This window comes from Candidatus Abyssobacteria bacterium SURF_5 (assembly GCA_003598085.1).
GTDB lineage: Bacteria > Abyssobacteria > SURF-5 > SURF-5 > SURF-5 > SURF-5.
This window is the reverse complement of the sequence record QZKU01000012.1, coordinates 1-13,529: the sequence shown is the minus strand read 5'-3', so window position 1 is coordinate 13,529 and position 13,529 is coordinate 1. Positions and strand designations below refer to the sequence as shown.

5 protein-coding genes and 9 pseudogenes are annotated in these 13,529 nt (G+C 57.1%); 11 read left to right on the top strand and 3 right to left on the bottom strand.

Annotated features, from left to right (window positions below):
- Positions 1 to 17: 17 nt before the first annotated feature.
- From flgA to C4520_00975, 3 genes are read right to left on the bottom strand one after another with little or no spacing between them, the layout of a single operon-like run.
- On the bottom strand, positions 18 to 995 hold the full coding sequence (gene flgA / locus C4520_00985) for a flagella basal body P-ring formation protein FlgA (protein RJP26165.1): 978 nt from the start codon (positions 993 to 995) through the stop codon (positions 18 to 20).
- Positions 995 to 1,780, bottom strand: coding sequence for a flagellar basal-body rod protein FlgG (flgG, locus tag C4520_00980; GenBank protein RJP26164.1), 786 nt, complete (start codon positions 1,778 to 1,780; stop codon positions 995 to 997). Before flgG ends, flgA begins: the two co-directional genes overlap by 1 nt.
- Positions 1,781 to 1,802: 22 nt before the next feature.
- Positions 1,803 to 2,633, bottom strand: coding sequence for a flagellar hook-basal body protein (locus C4520_00975; protein ID RJP26163.1), 831 nt, complete (start codon positions 2,631 to 2,633; stop codon positions 1,803 to 1,805).
- Positions 2,634 to 2,909: 276 nt separating this feature from the next.
- Here C4520_00975 and C4520_00970 point away from each other — a divergent pair, with 276 nt between their 5' ends.
- The 11 genes and pseudogenes from C4520_00970 to C4520_00920 form a co-directional block, all read left to right on the top strand.
- Positions 2,910 to 3,341: an Rrf2 family transcriptional regulator gene (locus C4520_00970; protein ID RJP26162.1), complete on the top strand. Its 432-nt coding sequence runs from the start codon at positions 2,910 to 2,912 to the stop codon at positions 3,339 to 3,341.
- A 925-nt stretch (positions 3,342 to 4,266) separates the two neighbouring features.
- A pseudogene (locus C4520_00965) lies at positions 4,267 to 5,211 on the top strand (hypothetical protein).
- 474 nt (positions 5,212 to 5,685) lie between these two features.
- A pseudogene (locus C4520_00960) lies at positions 5,686 to 6,282 on the top strand (hypothetical protein).
- Between the two features lie 687 nt (positions 6,283 to 6,969).
- A pseudogene (locus tag C4520_00955) lies at positions 6,970 to 7,152 on the top strand (thrombospondin).
- A 291-nt stretch (positions 7,153 to 7,443) separates the two neighbouring features.
- Positions 7,444 to 8,037: pseudogene (locus tag C4520_00950) on the top strand (hypothetical protein).
- 267 nt (positions 8,038 to 8,304) lie between these two features.
- Positions 8,305 to 8,907: pseudogene (locus C4520_00945) on the top strand (hypothetical protein).
- A 198-nt stretch (positions 8,908 to 9,105) separates the two neighbouring features.
- A pseudogene (locus C4520_00940) lies at positions 9,106 to 9,510 on the top strand (hypothetical protein).
- Positions 9,511 to 10,239: 729 nt separating this feature from the next.
- Positions 10,240 to 10,506, top strand: a pseudogene (locus tag C4520_00935) (hypothetical protein).
- 120 nt (positions 10,507 to 10,626) lie between these two features.
- A pseudogene (locus C4520_00930) lies at positions 10,627 to 10,989 on the top strand (6-bladed beta-propeller).
- Positions 10,990 to 11,127: 138 nt separating this feature from the next.
- Positions 11,128 to 11,268: pseudogene (locus tag C4520_00925) on the top strand (6-bladed beta-propeller).
- 1,494 nt (positions 11,269 to 12,762) lie between these two features.
- Positions 12,763 to 13,529 (top strand): hypothetical protein (locus C4520_00920; GenBank protein ID RJP26186.1); only part of this gene is annotated, 767 nt, incomplete at its 3' end.

Below are 13,529 nucleotides of genomic sequence, written 5' to 3'. Positions count from 1 at the left end.
TCCTGTGTCAGGGCGTCTTAATACGCCACTTCCAAGACGCCGGAATCGGTCACCCGAGCTCTTACCACTTTCTTCGACGGCAGCCGAACGCGGATTATGTCGTTAACGCGACCGGCGTCAAGCACGCGGCCCTTGGTAACGATGTTGAAGCCGTTTCCGCCCCAGACCAAGGATGCCGTTTCGCCCCGCGTGAAAACAGGTGGTTCTGTAAAGAACTCCATGCATAGCGGAGTTTCCGGATTAATAGCGCGCAGCGCAGTTTTTCCTTCAAGTTGTTTGATATCGGTGACGGGCCGGCCGGATAGGCGCGATCGTTCGATATCGCTCATTTTGTAGTTCCCCTGTTCGGCAGGCTCTCCCCGTCGCAGCTTTGCGGTCGTCACAAGAGCCTTCACATACTGTTCGACAACAAAGCGGTGAACCACTTTTCGAAACAATTCTCCATTGATGAGGATGTCGAATTCGGCGCTTACGCTGCCGGAAAACGACTCGTTTGGCGCCGTGACGACGACAAGTTCGCGCACCCCGACAGGAACAACGAGGGAACTCAAGTTTTTGGGTGCCTGAATAGAGAAGCTGCCGCGATCCCAGCCGGTTTTATGCTCGACATGTGCGCGAAAAGCCTCCAGGAATTGCTCGGGCGCCAGCAGCTCGAAATCCCGCTTCACAAGGGTCTCCCGCGCCCCGGACATCTCGATATCCGTCAAGGGGATTCCCGCTCTATAGAGTGCGGAGGCAATGTCGGAAATATGGACAATCTGAGTTTCAGCCGGAGGAGGCGCGGCGCAGATGATGGTTGATTCGAGCTTTTTCAGCTCTGTTTCGGAAAACGGATTGCTGATGGCCGCCAGATCGTGCAAGCGCACAATATCTCCTCTGATACTCGCTTCTTTTTTTATCTCAATTTGAACCGCATTAACCTGGGAAACAGGCAGCAGCATTAGCAGCAAGATCAGGCAGAAGAGCAAGGGCCGCGCGACTTGTTTGTTCACCATCAGGTCCTCATATTATTGGCGGTTTGCAGCATTTCGTCGGATGTGCGTATGACTGACGAATTGACTTCGAAGGCGCGCTGGGTGATGATCATCTGGACAATCTCGTCGACGACGGAAACATTCGATCCTTCGAGGAATCCCTGCCGCAGAGTGCCGGCGCCTTCCTCACCGGGAACGCTCAGGATCGGGTCGCCGGATGCTTCGGTTTCCAGATACAGATTCCTGCCGTGGCTCAGCAAGCCGGCAGGATTGATAAAGCGAGCGAGTTCGATTTGTCCGAGCTCGTCGATGCTGCTGTCGGACAGGGTCGCCGAGACCGTGCCGTCGCTGCCGATGGTGATCGCGATGGCGTCGTCGGGAATCGAGATTTCCGGCTCGAGCGGATACCCGTCGGACGTGACCATGACGCCGTCGCGATTCATTTTGAACGAGCCGTCGCGGGTGTAGGCGATCGAGCCGTCAGGTAGCGTGATCTCGAAGAAGCCGTCGCCCTCGATAGCGACATCGAGTGAATTGGATGAGGCGATGAACGATCCCTGCTGGAAGATTTTCGTTATCGAGGATACGCCGACGCCGTTTCCAAGCTGAATGCCGGAAGGTATCTCGAATCCCTGAGAAGAGACTGCGCCCGGTGCACGAATCGTCTGGTAGAGCAGATCCTGGAAATCGACGCGGCTCCGCTTGAAAGCCGTTGTGTTGACGTTTGCGAGATTATTCGCCAGCACGTCCAGGCTCGTCTGCTGCCCTTTCATGCCAGTGGCGCCGGTGAATAAGGATCGCTGCATCGTGTCCTCCGTGTTTTTTGTACTATACGCGCGCTATGCGGTTAACGGCCGCATCAAGAGATTCATCAAGCGCCTGCACCGCCCTCTGGCTGCTCTCATAGCTTCGGGCCGCACTCATAAGAGAGACCAGTTCGGCAATGGGATTCACATTGGAACCCTCGAGCGCGCCCACCCGGACGCGCGGGTCCGGCACGACAAAAGAAGCGGTTGCGCCGGCCTCGGTTGCGCCGAATAGTGAGTCGCCGTACGGGGTAAGAGGATACGGCTTCGGGAAATCGACTACCAGGATGGTCTCGGCGGGGACATCGTTTACGAGTACATCCCCATTAGCCGAGATTCGAACGGTTTCTCCGTGAATTATGATGGGTCCCTCGCGCCCGAGCACGGGATAGCCTTCGCGCGTGACCAGGTGTCCCAGAGAATTCAGAGAGAAATTTCCGGCCCGGCTGTAGCGATCACCCAAAGGCGTCCGAACGACGAAGAAGCCCGGGCCTTCGAGCGCGAGGTCAAGAGGGTTCCCGCTTTCAATTGTCGGACCTTGTGAGAAATCCTCTATTGTGGCGTTAACCGCAGCCCCTCCGCCGTCAACATTATCTATGCCGCGCGCGGGGGGATAGCGCATGATCTCGCGGGAAAATATTTGATGGAAACCGCGAATGGCCGGCTGGCTGCGTTTGAATCCGGTAGTGCCGACGTTGGCGAGGTTGTTGGAGATGACATCCACCCTCCGGCCTTGCGCGATCATTCCCGATGCCGCTGTGTAGATGCCGCGAAGCACGGTTGTAGAGGTTTCTCCTTTCGGGTCGCCACTTTTCAGTTGAATTTGGTTTTTTTTGAGCAAGGCATGTGCCAAAGGCAAGGGAGTAAAGCTGCGGCTTATTTTCTTGATATTGATACGCAAATGGCCTGCTCACGCGATTCAGATAGTCATGTCGAATCGGGGAAGCTGGAAAACTATTCCGGTTCGACCGAGAAATTTTTTCCGAATGCGGAAAGAAAATCCGGCTTCTCTCGTTGATCAGCAGCAGGATTTTATTGACATTTTCAGGATATTGTGGTAAGAATAACCGACTGGATATTTATTCACCTTAAATCTTGTGGAGAGAGAAGAGGGGTGGCGAGGGGAGGAATGCAACTAACCAGCGGAGCGGATTACGGGTTGCGAGGGCTGTTGTACCTTGCGGGACAGCCGTTGGGGCGACTCGTGGTGGCGGCCGAAATAGCGGAAGCCGAAGAAATGCCAGAGTATTTTTTTTCAAAAATATTCCAGCATTTGGCGAAGGCGGGCATTGTGAATTCGGTGAGGGGCAGCAGCGGAGGGTTTTCACTTGCGCGGCCGTCGAACGAGATAACGGTACTCGAAGCGATTGAGGCGATCGAAGGGCCGATCAACATGGGCAAGTGTGTCATCGCGCCCGAAAGCTGCAAGAAGAGCGACACCTGTCCGTTTCACAAGTTCCTGAAAGAAGGGAAAGATTCTCTCAGTTCCGTTCTCGGAAAATACACCCTGGCCGATGCTCTAAGATATTCGCAAAGTTTAGAGCATCGGACGGACGCCTGACGACAATTTTCGCCTATCAAGAAGAGCGACGGGTAATCGAGACCGTCATCTCTTGAGATGCTCTCTTTTGAGAGTACCCCGAAGTTTATAGATTTGATCTTGGCCTTTCCTTAGTCTCATTTTTTCCTCCGAGACTATTGACTTCCAGAGAATCGCATGCTAAGATTACCGCGCCTGGCACGGGCGTGGCAATGGGACTTTCCGTTTTCCCTGCCATAATATCCTAATCCTCAACCGGTTACACGTCTCGTCGTTTCCCTGTCTTGAAGGGCGAGATAAAAGGGAAGGGCGAATCAGTTTCATTTAAAATGATCGCATGATTAATTGACCTGAAGAATAGGAAGGGCAGCCGACTCATCCCGGCAAAGAATGGAGTCGGCGGCCCGCGCTTATCCAGAAGGGACAGGTGTCCTCTGGCAGCTTATCGTATTTTATCAGCGAAGGGCGGATTCCGGCAAGGGGCGGGATCTTTCTTCTCCTTCCGATTATCTTTCGCCCGTCGGCCAATATCAAGGTTCTTCAGCAGCAGGCTGTTAAATAATTTCGGAACTTGTGGCGCGGCATTTCAAACCGCGCCTTTTCCTTTTTTGGACTCCATACAGCTTTTTCTGAAAGGACACCTTCAATGAAGAGGGCACATTCTGTGCGGATGAGCGGGGCTTTGTTGGTGCTGGCAGTTTTGGCCGGTCTGGCGCTTTTTCCGGCGACTGGTCAGGCGGACGAATTTACCGTGAACGGAGGGTTCGAAAGCGGTGATTTGACGGGGTGGAGTGTCGACGCTTCGGCGAATGCAAGCGCGAGCGTCGACTCCGGCATTGTCAAAGGCGGGAGCTATGCCGCGCGACTGCACTTCGACAAGTATTGCGAAAGCGTGACCCTGAGGCAGCGTCTGATTATTCCCGATAATGCGGAGTTTTCGTTCTGGATGCGAAAAGAGCAGAGTGATACGAGTTCTGTTGCGATAACGGTGTCTCTGAAGGACTACAGCAACCTGGTCGATTTCTCCGGCTGGGGCGATTTTGTGGAAGATGTTGTGTATCTGCACCAGGATTTTTACATTGTTCAGTCTGAAGGCTGGGTGCAGAAGAAATGGTATATCGATTATCTGACCGGTCATGATGTTGAGATTACTATTGAATTTTCGAATTTCGGCACGTGCTCCGAGTTTTTCAGCCGGGACCTCTACATAGATGAAGTTTCCGTTAAGAGTTGCAACGAGATTGCACCCAGAATCCACAATGGCGACTTCGAGACGGGAACGCTGGAGCAATGGTCGTCATACGAAAGCGGAGCCGGGTATGCGCAGCTTTCAGGTCCTCCCCATTCAGGCACTTACGCGGCCGAGCTCTATCTGCCCATTACCTGCAATGATGCGCGGATCAGACAGCGGTTTATCGTTCCCTCCAACATCGACAAATTGGCTTTTTGGACAAAGTCAATCTATGGTGCTCCCTTCACATTCCAGGTGCTCCTGAGGGATTACACAAACGGCGGCGTTGTCAACGATACCACAGTGTTTTCCGCAGAGGGCGGCTCATGGGATTGGCAGCGTCATGAATTCGATCTGACCCCGTTCGTAGGGCGATATATGGAACTCATATTCCAGCTCGCATATGCGGGCTCCTGCGGAGAGCCGGACCCGGTCCATATTCTGATCGATGATGTCGAACTGGTTCAGATGGGTGGTGCCGTGGATGGCGACGGCGACGGGGTACCGGATGCATCGGATAATTGTCCCGAAGTTTCCAATCCTGCGCAGGAGGATACGGACACCGACGGAATCGGTGATCTGTGCGATAGCTGCATGTCTTACGGGAATCCCGATCAGGCCGACGCCGATGCCGATTGCGTTGGAAATGACTGTGATAACTGCTGGTATGTCGCCAACGTGGACCAGTTGGATTCGAACTCGAACTGTCCTCCCCCGCCCTATTCTTCCGATCCGCTCTGCGGCGACGCGTGCGAGGGAGGCGCAGGCGCCAATCCCTGCGAATGGCGTTACGGGTGCGAGCAGATCAACTGTTCGTCTTTCTACGACGAGATGAGTTGCAACAGTAATTCCATGTGCTATTGGGACTACATGTATATGATGTGCATGAATCAGGACGCCTGCTCGATGTATTACGACCAGATGTCGTGCGATTCCGATAGCAGGTGCCAGTGGTACGGCTCCTACTGCGGCCCGTTTCCGTGCGAGGGCTTGGGAACCGACCAGATAGCCTGTTCGCAGCACGCGAACTGCGCATTCAGGCCGAGCGCCGAAGGGTCGTGCTGGGAGAAGCCGTGCGAGGATTACCCGACTCAGGAACAATGCAGCGCGAATTCGCTCTGTTCGTGGGACGGCATGGTTTGCACGTGGACGTTTACCTGTCCGACGTTCATGTACGAAGCGGAATGCAATTCCCATCCCGAATGCTCGTGGGACGGCATGAATTGCGTCAGTGTCTGCTCGACGTACGGTACGGAAAGCGCCTGCACAGGCGGCGCCCCTTCCGCCGAAACCGATTGCTCGAATCTGGTGGATGATGATGGCGACGGGCAGGTCGACTGCGGCGACTCCGATTGCTGGATCGGCCCCCTCTGCAGTGAATCTCCTGAAATATCCTGCGGCGATATGAACGACAACGACCGCGATGGCCTGACGGACTGTGGCGATCCCGACTGCTATTCATACCCTGTGTGCGCAGGTTCGATGGAGCTTTGCTACGACGGAGTGGATAACGACAGCGACAGCTTTATTGATTGCGACGATTACCCTGATTGCGCCGGCCATCCTTACTGCGCGCTCGATTCGGACGGCGATGGCGCGACGAACGCGACCGACAACTGTCCGGATGTCGCGAACCCGACGCAGGTGGACGGGGACGGCGATGGCGTCGGCGACGCCTGCGACAACTGCCGGACAACACCCAATCCCTCTCAGGCCGATTCTAACTCGAACTGTCCAGCCCCACCATACAGTTCCGACCCCGCGTGCGGCGACGCCTGTGAGGGCGCGCCGGCCTCCGACTGCGACTGGTACTGGGGTTGCCGGCAGAAAGATTGCTTCGGGATGTACTACGGCGACCAGATCGGGTGCGAGAATGATCCCGGCTGCTCGTGGGATTCCATGATGGGCGAGTGTTACGAATACCGGTGCTGGGAGCACACCGACCAATTCAGTTGCGAAAGCGCGCCCGGCGCAAACTGCCAGTGGCGAAACGAAATGTGCGAGACCGTCAACTGCTACGGGTACGAACACGATCAGGCGGCGTGCCAAGCGCACGCGCTGTGCGAGTTCGAATCCAGGGAAGACGGCTTCTGCAACGTTCCTCAGTGCGTGCTCAACTATAATGAAGCCGACTGCCTTGCCAGTCCCCTCGGTTGCGTATGGGATGGCCGCTGGTGCAATCCCTCGGTCCCATGCTATTCCCATGCCTCTCAATTCGAATGTGATTCAGATACGAATTGCATCTGGAACACGACGGCAATGTACTGTAGCGAGGGAGGCTGCCAATCCGAATACGACATCACCGGCGTCTGTCCGTCTCCTGAATGCGAACTGGTTGAGCCGGGCGCCTGTAACAGCGTCTGTTACGGCCATACCACCGAAGCGGAATGTACCGGAGCAACCTGCCTCGCCGACGGCATGACGTGCTCCACCAACGAAGAGTGCTGCTCGAACTATTGTAATAACAATGTCTGTGAAACGCTGGTCACCGACGCCGACGGCGACGGCATCAGCGACAGTGTCGACAATTGTCCGAATCATGCCAATTCCAATCAGGCTGACGCCGATATGGACGATGTTGGCGACGTATGCGACAACTGCTGGTTCGAGCCGAACCCGGACCAACTCGACACCAACGCCAGTTGTCCGGCGCCTCCTTACGCCGCGAACCCCGCCTGCGGCGACGCCTGCGAGACCATCCCGCCGGACTGCGGCTGGAACTATGGATGTCGCGCGACCGATTGCTGGCAGTACGCGACCGAATATCTCTGCGAAGTAGACGCGGCGTGCGACTGGAATTGGGGAAGCAACAACTGCGAGCCGTTCAATTGCACGGCATACTACGATCAGGCAAGCTGCGAGCAGGACAGCCGCTGCGAGTGGAACGGCGGAATGTGCAACACCTTCGATTGCTATGCTCTGGGAAGCGACTATTACGAGTGCATGGACCATGCAAACTGCTCGTTCACAGGCGCCGAATCCGGCGAATGCTATGAGACGGGCTGTTATGATTATCGGATGCAAAGTGAATGCCAGGCCGATCCCGAGTGCGCGTGGCAGGGAGATTACTGCACGTGGGCAATCGATTGCGGGTCGCTCGACAGCGCGAACTGTTATTCATATCCCGATGAGTGCATCTGGAACGACACGATGTGGATGTGCATGCCCCGGAACTGCGAGAACGAATTCATGCTTACCGGGCAGTGCGATCCGATCGCCTGCTATCAGCCCGACGCAGGCTCCTGCTGGAGCGTTTGCCGCGGCTACACGACCGATGTTGAATGCGTGGGCGCCGCGATAGATACCGACGGCGACGGCATTATCGACGTCTCAGACAACTGTCCATACGTTTCCGGCGCCGATCAGACGGACACCGACCTTGATATGGTCGGCGATATCTGCGACAACTGCGCCGCCACACCCAATGCGAATCAATCAGATGTCGACGGTGATGGCGTCGGCGACGCCTGCGACAACTGCCCGAACACACCGAACGGCGTGTTCACTGACTTCTATCATTCGAGCACGCAGACCGGCGGCTGGAATGACTGCTACGACTGCGCGGCGGGCCAGCCAAACACGCAATCGGTCGGCGAGCCGGATTATACCCGCTATCTCACCGGTCCTTCTTCGATTCGGCTGTATGCATACGGCGACAACGGCGGTTATTGCACAAGCGATTACGCCACGTGCCAGAACTCGATCGCGACATTCGAGGTGCTCGCCGAACAGCCGCAATACGTCACCTTCTGGATGAACGCCGACAATACGCCATGGGACAATCGCTTCCATGAAATCGTTACGGTGCACATGTGCGACGCGATGGGTTGCGACAGCGTCGAGGTCGTTCATGAGTACTGCGACATTGTCAGCGGTGATTGTCCATCGGGCGCGTATCCTTCTCTCACGATGGCCTGCGATGAGACAATGACCGGGCAGGACGGCAGGACATGGTGCCGCCGCACCGTCGCGTGGCCGCCCGCTCGCAATGCCGGCGGCTATTACTTCCAGATCGAAGCTTTCGGGTATCGCTGGGATATGGGCGGACAGGACTCCTGGATCGAGATATTTGTTGATGAAGCCTGCTCATCGGACGCCAGCGGCGCCTGCGCCGGCAATCAGACCGATTCCGACGCCGACGGCATGGGCGACGCATGCGATATCTGCCCGAACGATGCGCTGAATGACGCGGACGCCGACACTGTGTGCGGCGACGTGGACAACTGCCCGGCCACGCCGAACCCCGATCAGGCGGACGCCGATTTCGACGGGCTGGGCGACCTTTGCGACAATTGCCCGCAGGTGAGCAATCCCGACCAGCTTGATAGCGACGCCGACGGTGTCGGCGACGTGTGCGAGGAGAGCGACTGCTGGAACCTTATTGATGATAACGGTAACGGCTTGATCGACTGCGACGATCCGGGCTGTCTGAGTGAGCCCATCTGCAGCGAACCCTCTGAAACCTACTGCGGCGATCTGCACGACAATGACGGTGACGGACTGGTGGACTGCGATGATCCTGATTGCGCGACCTATCCGGTCTGCACCGGCGCAATGGAACTCTGTTACGACGGCGTCGACAATGACGGCGATGGGCTCGTGGACTGCCAGGACACCGCCGACTGCACCGGCCATCCCTATTGTTCACTGGACGACGACGGCGACGGGATCGGTAACGCAACTGATAACTGCGTGACTGTTTTCAATACGGACCAGTCGGATATTGACGCCGATGGTATCGGCGACGCCTGCGACAATTGCCCGGCAGAGGCGAACGCGGATCAACTGGATACAGACGCCGACGCCGTGGGTGACGCGTGCGATAATTGCCCATCGGTACCGAATGCCGATCAAACGGATACCGATGGAGACACCGTAGGCAACGCGTGCGACAACTGCCGGTATGATGTGAACGCGGATCAGGCCGACGCGGACGCGGACGGCGTGGGAGACATCTGCGACAACTGCCCGGCTACCGCGAACGCCGATCAGCTCAATACCGATGGCGAAATTGCGCTCATCTTGCAGGATGCGGGAACGGAGGTGGTCGATGACGCCCGCTATTACGCCGCGGGATGCGGGGCGACGTGCAGTAAGGACCATGCGGACGCGAAGTATAACGATGACGCTCTGCTTTCTCGCAACAATGGCTATAACGAAGACTATGAGCACTGGTCTTTCGTCAAGTTCGACATATCTCAGCTTCCGGAGGGGGTGACAATTAAGAAAGCCACGCTTGCCCTGTACAATTTTGACGGGGGCACGGGGCCGTATGATTCTCAGCCGACCACTGCCTATGTCGTGCCCGAGTCGGATGACCATTGGGATGACGAGACGCCCTGCAGCGATTGCAGCGTTCTGCAGCCTGGTGGGGCGCCTTCCGGCAGGTATACCACCGGTTACGTTGCGACTCTTGCCATCCTCAACGACGGCGGCGCGCGGTGGGTGTATGCCGATGTGACGAGCGTTGTCGCCGGCTCCTATGGCATCTCGGATTCCCTCGTTTCATTCAAGCTGGTGAACGAGGATAACGGAAACAACCAGTATGCCTGGTTCCGTTCATCAAACTACGGTACTCTCTCGCTCCGGCCAAAACTCACCATAGTCTATGGCGACGATTTCGGCGATGCGTGCGATAATTGCGCCGGTGTGCCCAACATCGACCAGGCCGATAGCGACCTGGATGGAATGGGCGACGTCTGTGACAACTGCGTGTCTGTTTCCAATCCGGACCAGGCGGACGGCGACGGGGATACGGTCGGCGACGCCTGCGACAACTGTCCGACACGTCCGAATCCGGACCAGGTCGATAGTGACGCTGACGGCGTGGGAAACACCTGCGATAACTGTCCCGACGCCGCCAACGCGGACCAGACGGACATGGACAGCGATACCGTCGGTGACGCCTGCGATAATTGCGCGACGGTTTCGAACCCCGACCAACTGGACTCCGAGCCGGTCTATGTGTCGCTGTTCGGCACTACCTTCCCTGCCGGGATCGATATAGGTGACTACGTCTACGTGGCCACCCCGGCCGATGATGTGGTAAGACGCTATTCCAAGACGGGTTCCCTCTTGCAGACGTTCACCGGCGACGGATATTTCAATAATCCGACCGACGTAGCCGTCGGCGACGACGGATTCATCTACGTCACCGATACCTTCAATAACCGGGTTGTAAAACTGACCAAGACCGACACTGTTGAGGCGGCGTGGCCGGTTGATCCGGACAGCGACGGCATCGCCTTTGATCACAAGAGCGATCATGTCTATGTCTCGACTCGGTATCAGATACTGAAGTTTGATACCCTTGGAAACCTTTTGGACACTTGGGGCGGCCCCGGAACCGGACCGGGCCAGTTTAATTACCCAAGTGGAATAGCAGTGAGCGCCGGCTTTGTCTATGTAGCCGACACCGCCAATAATCGCATCCAGAAGCTGACCACCGGCGGCACGTTCATTAGAGAGTGGGGTTCCTACGGGACTAATGACGGTCAATTTCGCAACCCACATGACGTCGATGTTGACTCCGCCGGCTTCGTGTATGTGGCGGACACCACCAATGGTCGTATCCAGATGTTTACCCGGGATGGCGCATTCGTTACCAAATGGAACAGCGGTTCGGGGATAACATTCTCTAACCCGCAGGGCATAGCGCTTGACCCCGATGATTACGTCTATCTTGCTGATTCCGGCAGAAATCGCGTCGTAAGGTTCCTCATGGGAGACGGCGCCGGCGATGCGTGCGACAACTGCATCGATGCTATCAATCCCACCCAGGCCGATCTGGACGACGATGGGCTGGGGGATGAGTGCGATATCTGTCCGAACGACCCGCTGAATGACGTCGACCACGACGGCTTGTGCGGCGACGCCGACAATTGCCCGGATGTCAATAACCCAAACCAGCTTGACTCCGATTCCGACGGTCGGGGCGACGTCTGCGACAATTGCCCGGGAGCCTACAATCCCGACCAGGCCGACTGTAACTCCAATGGCCTCGGCGACGCGTGTGACGCGATTAATCCGCTCGCGGACGATTCCAACTGCGACGGAATCGATGACAACTGCAATGGAATGCCGGACGATGCGTATACACCGACGCCGACCTCGTGCGGAGTTGGAGAATGCGCGGCTGCAGGCGAAATGGCCTGCTTAAACGGCTCACTGCAGGATACCTGCGTGGCCGGCTCGCCCACTGGTCTCGATGACGACTGCGATGGGTCAGACCAGAACTGCAACGGCATTGCTGACGACGCGTACATACCGACGCCGACCTCATGTGGAGTTGGAGAATGTGCGGCCGCTGGCGAGATGATCTGCGTCGGAGGCTCGCTGCAGGACACCTGCGTGGCCGGCTTGCCGACCGGACTGGATGACGATTGCGACGGACTGGATCAGGACTGCGATGGCGTAGCGGATGACGCCTATGTCCCAACCACCACCTCATGCGGCATAGGCGAATGTGCGGCCACCGGCGAAATGGTCTGCGTAGCCGGCATATTGCAAGATACGTGCATAGCCGGCTCGCCGACCGCCGAAATCTGCGACGGCTTGGACAACGATTGCGACGGACAAGTTGATAACGGATTTGATACCGATGCTGACGGAATAGCCGATTGCTACGACAACTGTCCTGGTGTCGCGAACCCGGATCAGGCGGACATCGATAGTCTGGAGGGCATGGCTTCCTATTGGACTTTCGAAGAAGGCAGCGGCACGACCGCCGACGACTCGATCGGCATGAATGACGGCACGCTGTATGGCGCGGTTTGGACCACGGATACGCCCGCCGGGAGCGGCTCTGCCCTGAGCTTTGCGGGTGGGACCAACAGGGTGCAGGTTCCTGACAGCTCCACCTATGAGGTTTCGACCGGTTCCATCGAGCTGTGGTTCAAGACAACCACGAATTACGCGAGCACATCCGTACGAAACGGATATCTTATTGGAAAGCAGCAACTGAATTCAACGTTCGCCGTTGGAATATATGGCGGGTATGACGTTCCAGCGGAAGCGGGCAAGATCTTCTTCTGGATCAGAAACTCGGCGGGTAGCGCCACCAGAACGCTGACATCGCTTTCCAGGGTGGATGACGGTCAGTGGCACCATCTGGCCGGTATTTGGGGAGGCTCCGGAATGGCGTTCTATATCGACGGCGTGCCGCAGGCCTCCGACCCATGGACCGGCTGGTGGGATGACAACTCATCCGCGATGGGAATTGGGTGCGCGATAAATCAGACCGGCCCGATCCTCGGGTATATCGGCCTGATCGACGAAGTGGCGATCTACGACCGGCCACTCGCGCCGGAAGTGGTTCAACACCATTACGTATCAGGTGGAGGCGGTTATGTTGGCGACGGCCTCGGTGACGCCTGCGATAATTGTCCAACGGAATCAAACGCGGACCAACTCGACGCTGACAGTGACGGGTTCGGCGATGCGTGCGACATCTGCCCCACCGATCCATTGAACGATGTCGACGGCGACGGGGTCTGCGGCGACCTCGATAATTGCCTCGCGACTCCGAATCCTGATCAGACTGACGCTGACGGCGACGCTTTGGGTGACGCATGCGATAATTGTCCGAATGCCTACAATCCGGATCAGGCCGACTGTAACGCCAACGGCATCGGCGACGCGTGTGACGCGATTAATCCGCTTGCCGATGACTCCAACTGCGACGGCGCCGATGACAACTGCGACGGAACTCCAGATGAAGCGTACGTGCCCACTGCCACAACTTGCGGCTTGGGCCTCTGCATGTCTACCGGACAATTGATTTGTTCCGCCGGTTCTCTTGTAGACACCTGCGCGGCCGGCTCGCCGACCGGTCTGGATAACGACTGCGACGGGCTCGACCAGAACTGTAACGGGGTGGCCGACGATGCGTATGTGCCGACCGCAACCTCCTGCGGAGTTGGAGAGTGCGCGGCCGCCGGAGAGATGGTGTGCGTGAGCGGCAGCTTGCAAGACACCTG